18 protein-coding genes are annotated in these 17,362 nt (G+C 61.4%); 5 read left to right on the plus strand and 13 right to left on the minus strand.

The features are described from left to right. Positions 1 to 65: 65 nt before the first annotated feature. Together CQ002_RS03495 and CQ002_RS03500 are read left to right on the plus strand one after the other, a co-directional pair. On the plus strand, positions 66 to 1,316 hold the full coding sequence (locus tag CQ002_RS03495; RefSeq protein WP_105161773.1) for an OprD family porin: 1,251 nt from the start codon (positions 66 to 68) through the stop codon (positions 1,314 to 1,316). Positions 1,317 to 1,400: 84 nt separating this feature from the next. Continuing rightward, entirely contained in the window at positions 1,401 to 2,300 is a 900-nt protein-coding gene (locus tag CQ002_RS03500; RefSeq protein WP_034103991.1) for a polysaccharide deacetylase family protein, read from the plus strand. Positions 2,301 to 2,371: 71 nt separating this feature from the next. Here CQ002_RS03500 and pcaC read toward each other — a convergent pair whose 3' ends face one another. The 11 genes from pcaC to pcaR form a co-directional block, all read right to left on the minus strand. Next, the gene (pcaC, locus tag CQ002_RS03505) at positions 2,372 to 2,770 is read right to left on the minus strand and encodes a 4-carboxymuconolactone decarboxylase (RefSeq protein ID WP_105161772.1); all 399 of its coding nucleotides are present in this window, start codon (positions 2,768 to 2,770) and stop codon (positions 2,372 to 2,374) included. A 15-nt stretch (positions 2,771 to 2,785) separates the two neighbouring features. Next, a complete protein-coding gene (pcaD, locus tag CQ002_RS03510) occupies positions 2,786 to 3,577 on the minus strand; it encodes a 3-oxoadipate enol-lactonase (RefSeq protein WP_105161771.1) in 792 nt (263 codons plus the stop codon). A 10-nt stretch (positions 3,578 to 3,587) separates the two neighbouring features. Further along, on the minus strand, positions 3,588 to 4,943 hold the full coding sequence (locus CQ002_RS03515) for a 3-carboxy-cis,cis-muconate cycloisomerase (RefSeq protein ID WP_105161770.1): 1,356 nt from the start codon (positions 4,941 to 4,943) through the stop codon (positions 3,588 to 3,590). A gap of 10 nt (positions 4,944 to 4,953) precedes the next feature. Next, positions 4,954 to 6,252, minus strand: a complete 1,299-nt coding sequence (locus tag CQ002_RS03520) for an MFS family transporter (protein ID WP_034103984.1) — start codon at positions 6,250 to 6,252, stop codon at positions 4,954 to 4,956. Positions 6,253 to 6,438: 186 nt separating this feature from the next. After that, positions 6,439 to 7,005, minus strand: coding sequence for a protocatechuate 3,4-dioxygenase subunit alpha (pcaG, locus tag CQ002_RS03525; protein ID WP_105161769.1), 567 nt, complete (start codon positions 7,003 to 7,005; stop codon positions 6,439 to 6,441). Position 7,006: 1 nt separating this feature from the next. Next, positions 7,007 to 7,711: a protocatechuate 3,4-dioxygenase subunit beta gene (gene pcaH / locus CQ002_RS03530; RefSeq protein ID WP_105161768.1), complete on the minus strand. Its 705-nt coding sequence runs from the start codon at positions 7,709 to 7,711 to the stop codon at positions 7,007 to 7,009. 17 nt (positions 7,712 to 7,728) lie between these two features. Next, positions 7,729 to 8,934, minus strand: a complete 1,206-nt coding sequence (gene pcaF / locus CQ002_RS03535) for a 3-oxoadipyl-CoA thiolase (protein WP_174555877.1) — start codon at positions 8,932 to 8,934, stop codon at positions 7,729 to 7,731. After that, entirely contained in the window at positions 8,931 to 9,710 is a 780-nt protein-coding gene (locus CQ002_RS03540) for a CoA-transferase subunit beta (RefSeq protein ID WP_034103976.1), read from the minus strand. The genes pcaF and CQ002_RS03540 overlap by 4 nt, the downstream gene beginning before the upstream one ends. Continuing rightward, entirely contained in the window at positions 9,710 to 10,567 is an 858-nt protein-coding gene (locus CQ002_RS03545) for a CoA transferase subunit A (protein ID WP_034103974.1), read from the minus strand. Before CQ002_RS03545 ends, CQ002_RS03540 begins: the two co-directional genes overlap by 1 nt. Positions 10,568 to 10,831: 264 nt before the next feature. Next, a complete protein-coding gene (locus CQ002_RS03550; RefSeq protein WP_069022204.1) occupies positions 10,832 to 12,172 on the minus strand; it encodes an MFS transporter in 1,341 nt (446 codons plus the stop codon). Between the two features lie 145 nt (positions 12,173 to 12,317). After that, positions 12,318 to 13,160 carry a pca regulon transcriptional regulator PcaR gene (gene pcaR, locus CQ002_RS03555; RefSeq protein WP_034103970.1) on the minus strand — a complete coding sequence of 281 codons (843 nt, stop codon included), beginning with the start codon at positions 13,158 to 13,160 and terminating at the stop codon, positions 12,318 to 12,320. Between the two features lie 560 nt (positions 13,161 to 13,720). On the opposite strand from pcaR, the gene CQ002_RS03560 reads away from it, so the two are divergent. Both CQ002_RS03560 and CQ002_RS03565 read left to right on the plus strand, forming a co-directional pair. Continuing rightward, positions 13,721 to 13,921 (plus strand): hypothetical protein, encoded by a 201-nt coding sequence (locus tag CQ002_RS03560; protein ID WP_003189295.1) that lies wholly within the window; start codon positions 13,721 to 13,723, stop codon positions 13,919 to 13,921. A 312-nt stretch (positions 13,922 to 14,233) separates the two neighbouring features. After that, complete coding sequence (locus CQ002_RS03565; protein ID WP_034103966.1) at positions 14,234 to 15,709, plus strand: inorganic phosphate transporter; 1,476 nt, start codon at positions 14,234 to 14,236, stop codon at positions 15,707 to 15,709. 171 nt (positions 15,710 to 15,880) lie between these two features. Here the strand turns inward: CQ002_RS03565 and ccoM are convergent, their stop codons facing one another. Beyond that, the gene (gene ccoM, locus CQ002_RS28695; protein ID WP_010212341.1) at positions 15,881 to 15,997 is read right to left on the minus strand and encodes a cytochrome c oxidase subunit CcoM; all 117 of its coding nucleotides are present in this window, start codon (positions 15,995 to 15,997) and stop codon (positions 15,881 to 15,883) included. Positions 15,998 to 16,140: 143 nt separating this feature from the next. Beyond that, positions 16,141 to 16,335: a hypothetical protein gene (locus tag CQ002_RS28095; RefSeq protein WP_141537463.1), complete on the minus strand. Its 195-nt coding sequence runs from the start codon at positions 16,333 to 16,335 to the stop codon at positions 16,141 to 16,143. A 96-nt stretch (positions 16,336 to 16,431) separates the two neighbouring features. Between CQ002_RS28095 and CQ002_RS03570 the strand changes: the two genes are divergently transcribed. After that, on the plus strand, positions 16,432 to 17,298 hold the full coding sequence (locus CQ002_RS03570) for a LysR substrate-binding domain-containing protein (protein ID WP_034103962.1): 867 nt from the start codon (positions 16,432 to 16,434) through the stop codon (positions 17,296 to 17,298). Positions 17,299 to 17,362 lie beyond the last annotated feature (64 nt).

Raw genomic sequence — 17,362 nt, forward strand, 5'->3', positions numbered from 1 at the left:
GCCCCCTTACCGCCCCGCAACATGGCCGCCACCTGCATAAACCCAATAACAACAGGTCTAACACCATGAGCATTTTTCACCCGCGCCGGCTGCTGCTGGCAACCGCTGTCGCCAGTCTTGCCTTGCCCGCCGTCGCCGAAGAACACGGCTTTCTGGAAGACGCCAGCGCCAACCTCAACCTGCGCAATTTCTTCTTCAACCGCAATTACACCAACCCTACCAAGACCCAGGGTGGTGCGCAGGAGTGGACGCAGAGTTTCATCCTCGATGCCAAGTCCGGCTTCACCCAGGGAACCGTGGGGTTCGGCATGGATGTGCTGGGGATGTACGCGTTGAAGCTGGATGGCGGGCGCGGCACCGGCGGCACCCAACTGTTGCCGTTGGACCGTGATGGCCGCCCTGCGGATGAGTTCGGACGTTTGGGAGTGGCGTTCAAGGCGCGCATGTCCAAGACCGAAGTGAAGGTCGGCGAATGGATGCCCGTGCTGCCGATCCTGCGCTCGGACGATGGCCGCTCCCTGCCACAAACCCTGCGCGGCGGGCAGGTCACCTCGAAGGAAATCGACGGGCTGACCCTCTATGCCGGACAATTTCGCGCCAACAGCCCGCGTGACGACAGCAGCATGACTGACATGTCGATGTTCGGTAAAACCGCGTTCACCTCCGACCGCTTTAACTTTCAGGGCGGCGAGTACGCGTTCAACGACAAACGCACCCAGATCGGCCTGTGGAACGCCCAGCTCAAGGACATCTACAGCCAGCAGTTCGTCAACCTGATCCACAGCCAGCCCATCGGCGATTGGACCCTGGGCGCCAACCTCGGCTTCTTCTACGGCAAGGACGACGGCAGCGCCCGCGCCGGTGACCTGGACAACAAGACCTGGTCCGGCCTCTTCTCCGCCCGCTATGGCGGCAACACTTTCTACGTGGGGCTGCAAAAGCTCACCGGCAACAGCGCCTGGATGCGCGTCAACGGTACCAGCGGCGGTACCCTGGCCAACGACAGCTACAACAGCAGCTACGACAACGCCGAGGAAAAGTCCTGGCAAGTGCGCCACGACTATAACTTCGCCGCCCTCGGCGTGCCCGGCCTGACCCTGATGAACCGCTATATCAGCGGCAGCAACGTGCATACCGGCACCATTACCGACGGCAAGGAATGGGGCCGCGAAAGCGAACTGGGCTATACCGTGCAGAGCGGCAGCCTGAAAAACCTCACGGTAAGGCTGCGTAATTCCAGCATGCGCCGCGACTACAGCAACAACGAGTTCGACGAGAACCGGTTGATCGTCAGTTACCCGATAAGCCTGCTGTAAACCAACGGCAGACTTGCTGTATGGTGCGCGCCTGCCGCTGCTGATCCACCCAGCAGCGGCCTCCTATTCGAGCTCGCGCACACCATGAAATCCTTCGCCATCGCATCCGCCGTGCTTGCCCTGGCCTTGAGCCTCGGCGGCTGCATCGGTGCCCCCATCGCCCTGACCCCGCAGACCGAACAACGCCTGCAAACCCAGGCACCCATTCGCTTCCTGCTGACCTTCGACGATGGCCCCAGTGCGTCGGGCTACAACAACCCAAGCCGTTCAGTGATGGCTGACCTGGCGAGCAACCCCGTGCTGCCGGGGATCAAGGCGGTGTTCTTCCTGCAAACCGAAGCCGCGCGTTCCGGCGGCAGTTCACGGGGTCGCAAGACCATGCAGCGCGAGTACGCGGCCGGTCATATCCTGGCCTTCCACACCGCCACCGGCTTTCATACCAACCACCGCTGGCTCAATGACGCCGAACTGGAACGTACCCTCACCTTGGGCGCCGCCGACCTGGCCGCGATCACCGGTAGCCCGCCCGTGCTGGTTCGCCCGCCGTTCTGGAACTACGATCGCCGTACCTTCGCCGCTTACCAGCGCCACGGCATGCACGTGTTGCTGACGGATCTGAGTGCCAATGACGGCAAGATCTGGGGCTTCAACGGCAGCCCACGCCGGCGCGCCAATCTGTATCGACAGCTGTCGGTGGTGCGCGAGCACATCGCTTTGGGGGAGTTGCCGACGGTGGACGGCGTCATACCCGTGGTGGTGACTTTCCACGACATCAACCGCTACACCGCGCGGCATATGCAAGAGTATTTGCAGATCCTGTTGGACAGCGCCCGGATCAACGGCGTGAAGACTGCCGCCGAACCGTTCTACACCGACACGGCCCAGCTTCAGCGCGCGGCGCTGGCACGTACGGTCAAGGATGTGAGTGAGCCGGTGCACCTGCCGGGCGTGTGGAACTGGGTGTGGGACGCCGACTCCCACTGACGCCTGTGCACCTGTGAAGATCTATTGTGGGAGCGGGCTTGCCCGCCCCACATTTTTAGCTGCACTTCAATTCAGTCGTGCTGGCGCGACTCGACGCCCAGTTCATCCCACACCGATTCGGCCAGGTGAAACGTCGCATTCGCGGCTGGAATCCCACAGTAAATCGCGCTCTGCATCAGCACCTCCTTGATCTCCGCGCGGGTCACGCCATTGCTGGCAGCAGCGCGCAGATGCAGCTTGAGTTCTTCGCTGCGGTTCATGCCGATCAACATGGCGATGGTGATCAGGCTGCGCGTGTGCCGAGGCAGGCCTGGGCGGGTCCAGATGTCACCCCAGGCGTGGCGGGTGATCATCTCCTGGAACTCGCTGTTGAACTCGGTCAGGGCATTGAGGCTGCGGTCGACATGGGCGTCGCCCAGCACTTCGCGACGCACTTGCAGGCCTTCGGCGTAACGTTGTTTCTCATCCACAAAAAACTCCTTGATTTACCTGGCCAGCAGAAATGCCAGTACACGCTCACTGAACGCCGCGCCAGCCTGCACATTGGACAGGTGGGCCGCATAGAACTCGGCGTATTCGGCGCCCTGCACGTGGTTCTGGATAAAGTGGCTGCCGGCGGGCGGGGTGACCGCATCTTCGGTGCCGGCAATCACCAGGGTCGGTAATTTGATCGAGGCCAACTGGTCCCGGAAATCCGCGTCACGCACCGCCGCGCAGTTGGCGGCGTAGCCCTCGGGCGAAGTCGCCGCGAGCATGTCGGTAATCTGCTTGGCCTGGTGCGGGTTGGCAGCGGCGAAATCGGCGGTGAACCAGCGCGCAATCGATGCATCGCGCAGGGCGACCATCGCATCGGCCCCGTCGCGCAGCACCATCTCGATGCGCGGGTTCCACACCTCGGGCGTGCCGATTTTGGCGGCGGTGTTGCACACCACCAGGCGCTGCAGACGCTCGCCGGCGTTGATGCCCAGCCATTGGCCGATCAGGCCGCCCATGGACAAGCCGCAAAAATGCGCGCGTTGAATATCCAGCGCATCCAGCAACGCGATCACATCGCGACCCAGTTGCTCAATGCTGTAGGGCCCTGCGGTAACCAGGGACTTGCCATGGCCACGGGTGTCAAAGCGCAGCACGCGAAAATGCTTGGTGAAGGCCGGGATCTGGATGTCCCACATATGCAGGTCGGTGCCCAGGGAATTGGACAGCACCAGCACTGGCGCATCCACAGGTCCGTCCAATTGGTAATGCAGTTCGCCCTCGGCGAGTTGTACAAATGCCACGGTGGTCTCCTCAAGCAAAGTGTTCGGCGACAGCGCGGGTCACCCAGGTGTGCGCCTGGCCCAGGTAATGGGCCGGGTCGAGCAGGCGGTCCAATTCGGCCGCTGACAGCTCAGCGGTGATGTGCGGTTCATCTGCCAGTACCGCACGTAAATGCCTCCCCTCGGCGACAGCGCGTTTGCAGCATTGCTCCAGCAGGTGGTGCGCAGTTTCGCGCCCCAGCCGTTGGGCAAGCACAATGCTCACGGCTTCGGCCAGCACCAGGCCTTGGGTCAGGTCGAGGTTTTGCGTCATCCGCAGCGGGTCGACTTCCAGGCCTTCACTCACCAGCAAGGCCTGCTGCAACGCGCCGGACACCAAGCGGCAAATCTCAGGCAGGGTTTCCCATTCGGCATGCCACAGGCCCAGGCTGCGCTCGTGCTCCTGGGGCATGGCGCTGAACATTGTCGCCACCAGGCCCGGCACACGGGTGGCCGTGCTGATCAGCACCGCCGCGCCCACCGGGTTGCGTTTGTGCGGCATGGTGGAAGAACCGCCCTTGCCGGGTGCCGAAGGCTCGAAGACTTCCGCCGCTTCGGTCTGCATCAACAGGCTGATATCGCGACCCAGCTTGCCCAGGCTGCCGGCGATCAATCCGAGCACGCTGGCAAACTCCACCAAACGATCACGTTGGGTGTGCCAGGGTTGCTCAGGCAGGTTCAGTTGCAACTGCGCTGCCAACGCCTCGGCCACGGGCATGGCCTGCTCGCCAAGCGCTGCCAGGGTGCCGGAGGCGCCGCCAAATTGCAGCACCAGCAGGCGCGGTTTCAGTTCGACCAGACGCTGGCGACTGCGGGTTACCGCCCCCAGCCAACCGGCAATTTTCATCCCCAGGGTGACTGGCGTTGCGTGCTGCAACCAGGTCCGCCCGGCCAGGGGCACACCGGCGTAGCGTTGAGCCTGGGCGGCCAGAATGTCGCCCAGGCGCGCCAGGTCCGCTTCGATCAACCCCACTGCGCGCCGCAGTTGCAGCACCAGGCCGGTGTCCATTACATCCTGGCTGGTCGCCCCCAGGTGTACATAGCGTTCGGCCCCGGCGTCCTCACTGGCAATCAACTTGCCCAGCGCTTTCACCAACGGAATCGCCGAATTCCCCGCCGTGGCGATCGCCACGCCCAGGGCATCCACGTCGTACAGCGACGCCAGGCACGCCTGGGCGATCGGTGCGACCGCCGCCTGGGGAATCAGCCCCACTTGAGCCTGGGCCCGGGCCAAGCCCGCTTCAAAATCCAGCATGCCCTGCAAGCGCCCCTTGTCGCAAAACACTTCGGCCATGCTGTCCGCCGTGAAGTAAGCGTCGAACAATTGATTGCTCGTGCGCAGTGTCATAACGCGTCCCTTACAAATCGTGGTGCAAGTACGCCGCCTGTTTCGGCAGGCGCAAGCTGAACAGGAAGGCCACCGCCATCATGGCGGTGACATACCAATAGAAGGTGTTTTCCATGCCCATGGACTTCAGGCCCAGGGCCACGTATTCCGCCGAACCACCGAAGATCGCGTTGGCCACCGCATAGGCCAGGCCCACGCCCAGGGCGCGCACTTGTGGCGGGAACATTTCGGCCTTCACCAGGCCGCTGATCGAGGTGTAGAAACTGACGATGGCCAGCGCCAGGGTGATCAACACGAAGGCCACGAACGGGCTGCTGACGGTTTTCAGGCTCAGCAGGATCGGCACCGTGCACAGAGTGCCCAATGCGCCGAACCACAGCATCGAGTTACGGCGGCCGATCTTGTCGGCCAGCATGCCGAACAGCGGCTGCATGCACATGTAGAGGAACAGCGCGCCGGTCATGATGTAGCTGGCGGTCTTGGCGTGCATACCGGCAGTGTTCACCAGGTACTTCTGCATGTAGGTGGTAAAGGTGTAGAAGATCAACGAGCCGCCGGCGGTGTAGCCGAGCACGGTGATAAACGCGGCCTTGTGGTCACGGAACAGCGCGGCGATGCTGCCGGCGTCCTTGTCCTGGCGGGTTTCCTTGCTGGTGGTTTCTTTCAGGGTGCGACGCAGCAGCAGGGAGATCACCGCCGCGACGGCGCCGATCACGAACGGAATCCGCCAGCCCCAGGCACGCAGTTCCTCTTCGGTGAGCAGCTGTTGCAGGATCACCACCACCAGTACCGCCAGCAGTTGCCCGCCGATCAGGGTCACGTACTGGAACGACGCGAAGAAGCCGCGCTGCCCCTTGAGTGCGACTTCACTCATGTAGGTCGCGGTGGTGCCGTATTCGCCACCCACCGACAAGCCCTGGAACAACCGCGCGACCAGCAGCAACGCCGGGGCCCAGGCGCCGATGTCCTTGTAGGTCGGAAGGAAGGCAATGACCAGGGAGCCGGCGCACATCATCAGCACCGAGATCATCATCGAATTCTTGCGCCCGTGCTTATCGGCCACCCGGCCAAACAGCCAGCCGCCGATGGGACGCATCAGGAAACCGGCAGCGAACACGCCGGCGGTGTTGAGCAGTTGGACCGTGGGGTCATCCGACGGAAAAAACGCGGGTGCAAAGTAGATGGCGCAGAAGGCATAGACATAGAAGTCGAACCATTCGACCAGGTTGCCGGAGGATGCCCCGACGATCGCAAAAATCCGTTTGCTGCGTTCTTCTCCGGTGTAGTGACTTGTCGTAGTTGTTGTCATGTTTTTGCACTCAGTGGGAACGGTTATAGCCTAGACATACTTTGCAACAACCATGTTCCGCAAGCAGACTTTTGGATGTGTGTTGCTTTAGAGGGCCCTATCGCAGGCCAGCCGGCGCCCACATTTTGCGGGTACACACCTTCAAATGTGAGCGCCGGCTGGCCTGCGATGGGCCCTACAGCCATCTCAGTAGTCGAAGAACACCGTCTCCTCATCCGTGCCCTGCAAAATCACATTCCACTGATACACCCCCGCCGCATCCTGCTTCGCAATCAGGGTGCGACGACGCTCCGTGGGCACACATGCCAGCAACGGGTCATCCCCATTCAGTACCTCGCCGTCGAAATAAATCCGCGTCAGCAAGTGCTTCACCAACCCACGGGCAAAGACCAGCACCACCAGGTGCGGCGCCTGGGTCGTGCCCTTCAGGCCCGGAACGGCGCCCGGCTTGATGGTGGTAAAGCGAAAACGCCCTTCGGCATCCACCGGCACCCGGCCGAAACCTTCGAAGTTCGGGTCTAGCGCTTTGTCCTGTTCATCTTCCGGATGGTCGTACTTGCCGGCCGCGTTGGCTTGCCAGACTTCAAGCATGGCGTCGTTGACGACATCGCCGTTGCCATCCACCACTTGCCCACTGATCGCCACGCGCTCGCCAAGAGTGGCGGCCACGGTCAGGTCTTCGCGGTTCAGCCAGGTCAGGCCGATGTGGTAATACGGCCCGACGGTGTGGGACGTGGTCGCGTTGAGTGTCATCTCATTTCTCCATCGGCGTGGCGTCGCGGCCGCGCAGGACGATGTCCCAGCGGTAGCCGAGGGCATAGGAAGGAATGGTCTTTTCCAGGTCGAAGCTGGCGATCAGGCGTTCCTTGGCGTGGGTATCCGGTACGCAGTTGTAGATCGGGTCGTATTCCAGCAGCGGGTCGCCTGGGAAATACATTTGCGTAACAAGGCGCGTCAGCACGCTCGGGCCGAACAGCGAAAAATGGATATGCGCCGGGCGCCACGCGTTGTGGTGGTTGCCCCACGGGTAGGCACCGGGCTTGATGGTCTGGAATTGGTACCAGCCATCGGCGTCGGTGACGGTGCGCCCGGTGCCGGTGAAGTTCGGGTCCAGTGGTGCGTCGTGCAGGTCGCGCTTGTGGTTGTAGCGGCCAGCGGCGTTGGCCTGCCAGATTTCCACAAGAATGCCCGGCACCGGCAAGCCGTTTTCGTCCAGCACACGCCCATGAATAATGATGCGCTCGCCCTGAGGCTCGCCTTCATGCTGGGCGGTGAGGTCGTTGTCCTTCTCATTGACCCGCTCGGCGCCGATGGTCGGGCCGGTGATTTCCGACAAGGAATGGGGCAGGAACACCAAGGGCTGCGACGGCGAACGCAGGTTCGTCGACTGGTAGGCCGGGTGCAGGTAATCAGGTTGAGTGCCCGCTTGCGGGCGCCGGTATCCGGGCTTGTCACTCATGGAGCAATCCTCTCTTATTAGACACGTTCAATCGCCAGGGCCAAGCCTTGGCCGACGCCCACGCACATGGTCGCCAGGCCTTTGCTGCCACCGGTTTTCTCTAACTGGTGCAGGGCCGTCAATACCAGCCGCGCACCGCTCATCCCCAGTGGATGGCCAAGGGCGATGGCGCCTCCGTTCGGGTTGACCTGGGGCGCGTCGTCGGCGATGCCGAGTTCACGCAGTACGGCCAGGCCTTGGCTGGCGAAGGCTTCGTTAAGCTCGATGACGTCAAAGTCAGTGACCGCCAAGCCAAGACGTTCCACCAGTTTGCGCACTGCCGGCACCGGGCCGATGCCCATCACACGCGGTGCGACACCGGCGCTGGCCATACCCAATACGCGGGCGCGGGCGGTGAGGCCGTGTTTCTTGACGGCATCGGCGCAAGCCAGGATCAGCGCCGCCGCACCGTCATTCACACCCGAAGCGTTGCCGGCGGTGACGGTCTTGTCGGCACCGTTGACTGGCTTGAGCTTGGCCAGGGCTTCCAGGGTGGTGTCGGCCCGTGGGTGTTCATCGTGTTCGACGACGGTCTCGCCTTTTTTATGCGCGACCCGTACCGGCACGATTTCTTCCGCGAAAAAACCGGCGGCCTGGGCAGCGGCGGCGCGTTGCTGGCTGCGCAGGGCAAAGGCGTCCTGATCGGCGCGGGACACCTTGTAGTCGTCGGCGACGTTGTCAGCGGTCTGCGGCATGGCATCCACGCCGTACTGCGCCTGCATCAACGGGTTGATAAAACGCCAGCCGATGGTGGTGTCTTCCAGCTTCAGGTTGCGTGAGAAGGCCGCATCGGCCTTGCCCATCACGAACGGCGCACGGGACATTGACTCGACACCACCGGCAATCGCCAGCTCCATTTCGCCGCTGGCAATGGCGCGAAAAGCGGTGCCGACCGCGTCCATGCCCGAGGCGCACAAGCGGTTGAGGGTCACCCCCGGAATGCTGTCCGGCAGGCCCGCCAGCAACAACGCCATGCGCGCGACGTTGCGGTTGTCTTCGCCGGCCTGGTTGGCGCAGCCGAGGAACACTTCATCGATTGCACTCCAGTCCACCGACGGGTTGCGTTCGATCAGCGCCTTGATCGGCAGCGCTGCCAGATCATCGGCGCGCACGGTAGACAGGCCACCACCGAAACGGCCGATGGGGGTACGAATGGCATCGCAGATAAATACTTCGCGCATCAGGCTTCTCCCGGCGCTTGGCCATGGGCGGCCGCGGTGCGCGCTTCAAGGTCGCGCAGGGCGGTCAGCTCGAGCTCAGTCGGCTCGGCGGTGGTGTCGACCTGGTCGGCAAAACGAATCGCCCAACCGGTGGCTGCCACCACTTGCTCACGAGTGACGCCAGGGTGCAGCGCGGTGACCACGAACTCATGGGTGCCCTCTTCCGGCTCCATGATGCACAGGTCGGTAATAATCCCTACAGGCCCCGCGCCCGGCAGGCCCAGGCGTTTACGCGAGTCGCCGCCTTCGCCGTGGCCGACCGAGGTGATGAAGTCCAGTTTGTCGACAAACGAACGCGCCGATTGCTTGAGGATGATCAGCACGCTCTTGGCTGAACCGGCGATCTCCGGCGCGCCGCCGGCACCCGGCAGGCGCACTTTGGGCTGGTGATAGTCACCCACTACCGTGGTGTTGATGTTGCCGAATCGGTCGACCTGGGCGGCGCCGAGAAAGCCGACGTCAATGCGTCCGCCCTGCAGCCAATAGCGAAAGATCTCACCGGTTGGCACCACGGTGTCAGCGGTTTCCGCCAGCTCACCGTCACCGATGGACAACGGCAATACGGAAGGCTTGGCGCCAATCGGGCCAGACTCGTAGATCAACACCACGTCCGGCGAAGAGGTCAGGCGCGCCAGGTTGGCCGCCTTGGACGGCAGGCCGATGCCGACGAAGCAGACGGAGCCGTTCTTGAGGCGGCGCGCAGCGGCGACGGTCATCATTTCATTGGTCGAGTAAGCCATTACTTGGCCTCCTGCGCGGTGGCCAGCTTGGCCTGGAATTCAGTGAAATCGGCAGTGCCGTGGATGTATTCGTTGATCCAGGCGGTAAAGGTCGCACGGTCACGGGCGATCGGGTCCCACGCCTGGTAGAAGCGGTTGTCGCGTTCGTTATAGCCGTGGGCGTAGGACGGGTGCGCACCACCGGGCACATGGCACACCGCAGTCAGCGCCCAGGTCGGCAGCACGCAGCTGTTCATGGGCGCATTGAGGTCGTCGACGATCTCTTCGACCGTGACGATGCAGCGCTTGGCCGCCAGGGCCGCTTCCTTCTGCACGCCGAGGATGCCCCAGAGCAACACGTTGCCTTTGCGGTCAGCCTTTTGCGCATGGATCACGGTGACATCCGGTCGCACCGACGGCACCGCCGCCAGCACCTCACCAGTGAACGGGCAAGTCACGGTCTTGATCAGCGGGTTGACCTTGGGCAAGTCGGAACCGGCGTAGGCACGCAGCACCGCGAACGGCAATCCGGATGCACCGGCAACGTAGGCATTAGCCAGGTCAGCGTGGCTGTGCTCTTCAATGTCGAGCGGTTGCGGCCATTGCTTCTCGACCGCGTCGCGCAGGCGATGCAGGGAGCCCACACCCGGGTTGCCGCCCCAGGAGAAAATCAGCTTGCGGGCGCAGCCGGCACCGATCAACTGGTCGTAGATCAGGTCAGGCGTCATACGCACCAGCGTCAGGTCTTTCTTGCCCTGACGAATGATTTCATGACCTGCTGCCGTAGGGATCAGATGGGTGAAGCCTTCCAGAGCGACGGTGTCACCGTCGTTCACAAATTGCTTCACCGCGTCACGCAGCGCGAGGATTTCAGCCATGGGGTTCGGGCTCCCGGAGTGGATCGAAAAAGGCGCTGAGGTGGCGCCGAAGTGCTTGAAGATTAAGCCGGGGAAAGGGGCCAAACAATCCGATAATCGACTCAGTGTTCGATTATCGAACGAATTGTTGCCTAGCTAATCGTTTGGACAAACGGGGTTCAATGTGGGCGCTGGCGTGCCTGCGACGGCATCGCACAGGCTCATCGGCAGACCGATTCGCCTGCCTCGCAGGCTGGCCTGCTCCCACAGGAGAAGTGGCCATCCTCAGGTGGCGTCGGCGTGGCTGACCATGCCTTTGATGACAACCGCAGCCGTTGCCAACGCCGCTGGGATCACCAAGGCGGTGAGCACCTGCTCGAAGTTCCACCCCAACCCCAGCAAGGTCGCGCCCATCCACGCACCGAGGATCGCGCCGAAACGACCAATACCCAGCATCCACGACACGCCGGTGGCGCGACCCTGGGTCGGGTAGAAGCGTGCAGCCAGGGAGGGCATCGCCGATTGCGCACCGTTGACGCACATCCCGGCGATCAGCACCAAGGTCGCCAGCAGGGTGATGTTGCCCAGGCTCTGCCCCACCGCGTAGGCAAACACCCCGGCGAGCAGGTAGAACGTGCCGATGACCTTATGGGGATTGAAGCGATCCATTGCCCAACCCACGCCCACCGCGCTCAACACGCCACCAAACTGGAACAGCGCGCCGATAAACGCAGCCTGTTCCATGCTGGCGCCGCTGTCGCGCATCAGGGTTGGCAACCAACTGGTAAGCAGGTACACGATCACCAGGCCCATGAAGTAGGTGAGCCAGAGCAGCAAGGTGCCGGCGCTGTAGGTGCCGGAGAAGATCACCGCAAACACGTTGCGAGCCTTGACGGTTTTTTGCTCGGGCACGCTGAAACTGCTGGCCTGTGCAACGATAGAGGGCTCGATGGGTGACAGGGTCTTGCGCACCTTGTCGGTCCCCCGGTTGCGCACCACCAGGTAGCGCGCCGACTCCGGCAGCCAGACCAGCAATACCACCGCCAGGATCAACGGCAGGATGCCGCCGATCAGCAGCAGGCTATGCCACCCGAACGCCGGGATGAGTTTGGCCGAGATAAACCCGCCACCGGCCATGCCCAGGTTGAAGCCGCAGAACATGCTGGTCACTAGCAGCGACTTGTGGCGTTCCGGGGTGTACTCGGACAGCAGCGTAGTGGCATTGGGCATGCCGGCACCCAGCCCCAGCCCGGTGAGAAAGCGCAGCACCAGCAACTGATCGACATTGCTGCTGTAGGCCGAAGCCAGGCTGAATGCGCCAAACACCAGCACCGCCCCCACCAGCACCACTTTGCGACCGAAACGATCCGCCAGCGGGCCGGAGCCCAGTGCGCCAAACACCATGCCGATCAACGCGGCGCTCATCACCGGGCCGAGGCTGGCGCGGTCGATGCCCCAATCCTGGGACAGCGCAGGCGCGATGAAGCCCATGGCCGCAGTGTCGAGCCCATCAAGGAAAACAATCAGGAAACACAGGATCACCACGCGCCACTGATAACGTGACAGTGGCTGGGTGTTGATGAAGGACTGGACGTCCAACGCAGTACCGACAGAGGGCTGATTCATTGTTTTTATTTCCACACCGATGGCGGGCTGACGACCTGGGGTCGTCGTTATTATTGGGCGGCGCTAACAGCGCTGCCGCACATTAATAAGCCAGGGGAAACACCGTCAATTGATCAAGCCGGGATCTGTGCGGTCACCGAACAGCTTAGGCAAACAGCTGTGCACTCAACTCGCGGCTGGCACTGAGCATGCTTGGCAGGAAACGTTGCTCCAGCTCGCTGCGACTGACCCGGCCCGCGTGGGTGCTGACGTTCAGGGCGGCCAATACCTGGCCCGAGGCGTCATAGACCGGCACGGCAATGGAGCGCAGCCCCTGCTCCAGCTCCTGGTCGACGATGCACCAGCCCTGCTGACGCACCTGTTGCAGGCATTCGAACAGCGCTTCGGGCGTCGTGAGGGTGCGGCTGGTCTTGGTTTGCAGCTCGGCGTGGTCGAGATAATCCTGCAACGAGGCGTCATCCAGCGCTGCGAGCAAAATGCGGCCCATGGAGGTGCAATAAGCCGGCAGTCTGCCGCCCACCGACAGGTCCACGGAGATCAGGCGCTGCGTGGTGGCCGAACGGGCGATGTAGAGAATGTCGTCGCCTTCAAGGGTGGCCATGTTGCAGGCTTCGTGGAGCTGCTCGCTCATGCGATCCAGATAAGGCTGGGCCGACACCGCCAGCGGCGTGGACGACAGATAGGCGTGGCCCAGGGTCAGGACTTTGGGCAATAGCGAATAGGTTCGCCCGTCGGTGGTGGCATAGCCGAGCTTGATCAGGGTGTGCAAGCAACGGCGCACGGCGGCACGGGGGATTTCCGTACGGTGGCTGATCTGGGCGATGGTGAGGTGGCGCTTGCGTTCCTGGAACGCCTGCACCACGGCCAGGCCACGGGCCAGGGAGGTCATGAAGTCTGGATCACCGGTAAACGCCTGGATACGCTTGGCCGGAGAGGCAACGATCGGCGGCGCCACTGACGCGAAAGAGTTGCGCAATTGATCGTTCATGTCGTGATCCTTTCTCTTATTGTCGACCGCAAGGGAGGTTTTGGCTGCTATTACAAGCTGCGTCAGCCGAGATGCACAAGGCAGGGCCAACAACATTGTGCGATTATCGGACGATCATTCGATTATCGCAATTTCCCGTCACCCTGCCATGAGCGGCCCGCCGGCGGTAGGAAAATGAAGGGCGGTTAATAACGTTTGAAGTTGGATTAAATGTAGGGCGCCAGTCATTTGCGCATTTACCGATACGCACGTGTAACAAAACGCTCACACAAGTTGACGGTTTTTAACTTTATGCTGATAGTGTTATTCAAATGCGCCGCTATAATGCACGCTGTGCACAGGTCTGCCCGGTTTCATTATCGGGAGCGGAGCTCGCCAGCTGCTGCACACGCGGTGCATGGTTGATTGCAACTACCGGCCTCGAATGACTGCACTCACTAAGTGACGCCCCTTCCCTATTCTGAAGTTGAACGTTTACACGCATCAACTTGGAATCCCGCGAGGGCGCATTCCGGCATCACGCTGCAACGTATTGACTCTCAACTCAATTAGGTAACGATGTGACGAAAGATGAACTGCGCGCGGAACTTGAGCGCCAGGAGCAACGTTACAAGGACGTTTACGGCGGGGAAGTCACCACCTACGCCGCCCAGCCCGAACCTGAACGCAAACCATGGCGCAAAAGAGCCAGCCTGCTCGACCAGGCGTTTGCCCAGGAAATCCAAAAGATTGAGCAGGAACTCAAAACCGAAGAGCCATAAGCGATTCGGTTTGAACCTCAAGGTTGGCCTCGGCTGCTGGCACATAGCTAGCAGCCGACTAGCCTGCATCCCACCACGTTACGTAAAATTTCATACAAATGTTTCAGGGATGACGTTTTTGTGACAATCCTCCCTCATGGCCCCCCTGCGCCATATAAATCAAAGACTTGCCAAAGCCCCGAAAACCCTGGGATGCACGCCTTTTGCCCTGTTTTTTTCAGGGAAGATTGTTACCGATGAGCAGCTAGTGCATCGATTACCGAGGTTTTCTGGCATAATCGCGCCCCCTTACGACCGGGTCAGAAAACCTTCATGATCGATTTATTCAGCGGACTGGATGCTTGGGTTCTCGTGAGCCTATTGCTCGCCCTGGCCTTTGTCCTCGCCTTCGAGTTCATCAATGGCTTTCATGACACCGCTAACGCGGTGGCCACAGTCATCTATACCAAAGCCATGCCGCCGCACCTGGCCGTGTTCTTCTCCGGGGTGTTCAACTTCCTCGGCGTGTTGCTCGGTGGTGTCGGTGTCGCCTACGCCATCGTGCACTTGCTGCCGGTGGAGTTGCTGATCAATGTGAATACCGGCCATGGCTTGGCGATGGTTTTCTCGTTATTGGCGGCGGCAATCACCTGGAACCTGGGCACCTGGTACTTCGGTATCCCCGCGTCCAGCTCCCACACCCTGATCGGTTCGATCCTCGGTGTCGGCCTGGCCAATGCCCTGATCAATGACATCCCCCTGGCTGACGGTGTGAACTGGCAGAAAGCGGTGGATATCGGTGCCTCCCTGGTGTTTTCGCCGATGGCCGGTTTCCTGGTCGCAGCCCTGGTGCTGATCGGCCTGAAATGGTGGCGACCGCTGTCCAAGATGCACAAGACCCCGGACCAGCGCCGCAAGCTCGATGACAAGAAGCACCCGCCGTTCTGGAACCGCCTGGTCCTGGTGATCTCCGCCATGGCCGTGAGTTTCGTGCACGGTTCCAATGACGGCCAGAAAGGCATTGGCCTGATTATGCTGGTGTTGATCGGTATCGTGCCGGCGCAGTTCGTACTCGACCTGGGCAGCACCACTTACCAGATCGAACGTACCCGCGACGCTACCGTGCACTTGAGCCAGTTCTACCAGCGTAATAACGCCACGCTCGGCGAGTTCCTGGCCTTGGGCAAAAGCGTGAAGAACGACCTGCCGGGCAAGTTCCAGTGCAACCCACAGCAGACCGAGCCGACCATCAACGCGCTGGTCGACACCTTGAAGGGCGTGTCCGACTATCACTCGCTGAGCGCTGACCAGCGCATTGAAGTGCGTCGCTATTTGCTCTGCCTGGATGACACCGCGAAGAAAGTCGGCAAGCTGCCCGGCCTGGATGCCCGTGAGAAGTCCGACCTCGACAAGCTGCGCAAAGACCTGACCGCCACCACTGAATACGCACCGTTCTGGGTCATCCTCGCCGTTGCTCTGGCCTTGGGCCTGGGCACCATGGTGGGCTGGAAGCGCGTGGTACTGACCATCGGCGAGAAGATCGGCAAGCAGGGCATGACCTATGCCCAGGGCATGTCGGCGCAGATCACCACCGCGACCATGATTGGTTTTGCCAATATCTTCGCGCTGCCGGTGTCCACCACCCACGTACTGTCGTCGGGCGTGGCCGGCACCATGGTCGCGAACAAAAGCGGCCTGCAAGGTGGCACCGTGAAAACCATCCTGATGGCCTGGGTACTGACCCTGCCAGCCACCGTCGCCCTGTCGGCCGGTTTGTTCTGGTTGGCCTCCAAGGCGCTGGGCAGCTGATAACCCAGCTGCAATAAAAAAGGTGCGATCCGCAAGGGTCGCACCTTTTTTTATTGCCAGATGCCAAACCCATCGTGCCCACAGCGGCCCCTCATTGACCAAATTACAGGCAAAAAAAAGGGCGACCGAAGTCGCCCAAAATGCCTTGCGTGCTCATGTACCTGGAAAACCCTATGGTTTTTTTCGCTTGTTCGCGTCTTTCCAGATAAAAATTCCAAACCCTACAAAAAACATCACCATGAGGCTTACAGTCAGCACTCCGGCAAACACCACATTATCGATGAACATGACCGGCCTCCTGCACTTGCCCTGTTGCGATAGGGCTAAGTTAATGGAGAAGGCGGAATGGAAAATTGACGGGGATCAATGTCGCCCGCAACGGGGCGTAAAGAAAGGCAATAACTGACCTGCATCAATGGATGCAGGCTGTTTCAACGCTTTTTCGGTTTGTTCTTCGGTTTTTTCTTAACTTTACCCAATGGCATTGCCTGTTCAAAGGCCTGGCGCACTTCATTCAGGCGCTTGTCATTGAGGTCATGCACGCGCTTGGCACGTTCGGCATTCAGGTCAATCAGCTTGTCGTCTTCACTCATGGCTTGGCTTACGTCGTGGAGGGAATGGCTCAATAATGCGGCCTCCCCCGCCCAACGGCAAATCAGCCGGCGACAAAAGGCAGGTCATCGCACAAAATCGGTACTTTATCGAACCGGAGATGCACCCAGGTGGCACTGCACAAGGACCTTCCGCCGTTGCTGGCCCTGCGCGCCTTCGAAGCCGTGGCGCGGCACTTGAGTTTTATCAAGGCGGCGACCGAGTTGTCGGTAACCCAGAGTGCCCTCAGCCATCAGGTGCAGAAACTTGAGCAGCATCTGGGGAAACCGCTGTTTATCCGACGCACCCGCGCCATCGATCTGACCACCGACGGCCAGCAGTACTACGACGAGATCCGCCCGGCTCTCGACGCCATCGCCGCCGCCACCCGCGCCCAGAAAACATCGCCCAGCACCACCGTGCTACGCGTCGGCCTGCTGGCATCCTTCGCCACGCTGTGGCTGGCACCGCGTCTGGCCGGGTTTCTCAACCGCTATCCGCATATTCAAGTGGAGTTGCTGCCGTCGATTCAATTAGCCAACGTCGCTGGCGCGGAGGTAGACCTGGCCATTCGCTATGGCAAGGGCGACTGGCCCGATGTGCAGGCCACACGATTGATGCCGGAAGTCATCTCGCCGGTGTGCAGCCCAACATTCAAGGCAATGCATGACAGCCCCCTGCTGATGGCCACTTCGCACCGCCCCTTTGAGTGGACCGATTGGTCCGAGCACTTCCAGGTCGACCTCGCCCATCATCCCCGCGTGCTGCTGCACGACTACAACATCGTGGTCGAAGCGGCCGTGGCCGGCCAAGGCATCGCCATGGGCCGTCATCGCCTGATCGAGCGCCGGCTTCAGGACGGCAGCCTGGTGGAAGCCTTCGACTGTCCACCCTATCGCAGTGACATCGGCTACTGGCTCATCGCCCCCCAAGGCGCAACCAGCGACGCCGCCGCGTGTTTCAGCCAGTGGTTGAAGGAAGCCTGCGCCGACGCGTGAGTTTTTTCGATACGTTGCGTGAGATCTATCCGTTTGTCGCTCATCGACGCAACCCACATGCTCA

Origin of the sequence: Pseudomonas sp. MYb13 (genome assembly GCF_002980075.1) — a bacterium.
Lineage (GTDB): Bacteria > Pseudomonadota > Gammaproteobacteria > Pseudomonadales > Pseudomonadaceae > Aquipseudomonas > Aquipseudomonas lurida.

What these genes read in the sequence shown, in the direction of transcription:
- CQ002_RS03540 (WP_034103976.1), bottom strand. Translation starts at nt 9,710, where the DNA reads ATGGCTTACTCGACCAATGAAATGATGACCGTCGCCGCTGCGCGCCGC.
- CQ002_RS03520 (WP_034103984.1), bottom strand. Translation starts at nt 6,252, where the DNA reads ATGACAACAACTACGACAAGTCACTACACCGGAGAAGAACGCAGCAAA.
- CQ002_RS03500 (WP_034103991.1), top strand. Translation starts at nt 1,401, where the DNA reads ATGAAATCCTTCGCCATCGCATCCGCCGTGCTTGCCCTGGCCTTGAGC.
- pcaG (WP_105161769.1), bottom strand. Translation starts at nt 7,005, where the DNA reads ATGACACTCAACGCGACCACGTCCCACACCGTCGGGCCGTATTACCAC.
- pcaR (WP_034103970.1), bottom strand. Translation starts at nt 13,160, where the DNA reads ATGAACGATCAATTGCGCAACTCTTTCGCGTCAGTGGCGCCGCCGATC.
- CQ002_RS03545 (WP_034103974.1), bottom strand. Translation starts at nt 10,567, where the DNA reads ATGGCTGAAATCCTCGCGCTGCGTGACGCGGTGAAGCAATTTGTGAAC.
- pcaH (WP_105161768.1), bottom strand. Translation starts at nt 7,711, where the DNA reads ATGAGTGACAAGCCCGGATACCGGCGCCCGCAAGCGGGCACTCAACCT.
- CQ002_RS03495 (WP_105161773.1), top strand. Translation starts at nt 66, where the DNA reads ATGAGCATTTTTCACCCGCGCCGGCTGCTGCTGGCAACCGCTGTCGCC.
- CQ002_RS03515 (WP_105161770.1), bottom strand. Translation starts at nt 4,943, where the DNA reads ATGACACTGCGCACGAGCAATCAATTGTTCGACGCTTACTTCACGGCG.
- ccoM (WP_010212341.1), bottom strand. Translation starts at nt 15,997, where the DNA reads ATGTTCATCGATAATGTGGTGTTTGCCGGAGTGCTGACTGTAAGCCTC.
- CQ002_RS03550 (WP_069022204.1), bottom strand. Translation starts at nt 12,172, where the DNA reads ATGAATCAGCCCTCTGTCGGTACTGCGTTGGACGTCCAGTCCTTCATC.
- CQ002_RS03565 (WP_034103966.1), top strand. Translation starts at nt 14,234, where the DNA reads ATGATCGATTTATTCAGCGGACTGGATGCTTGGGTTCTCGTGAGCCTA.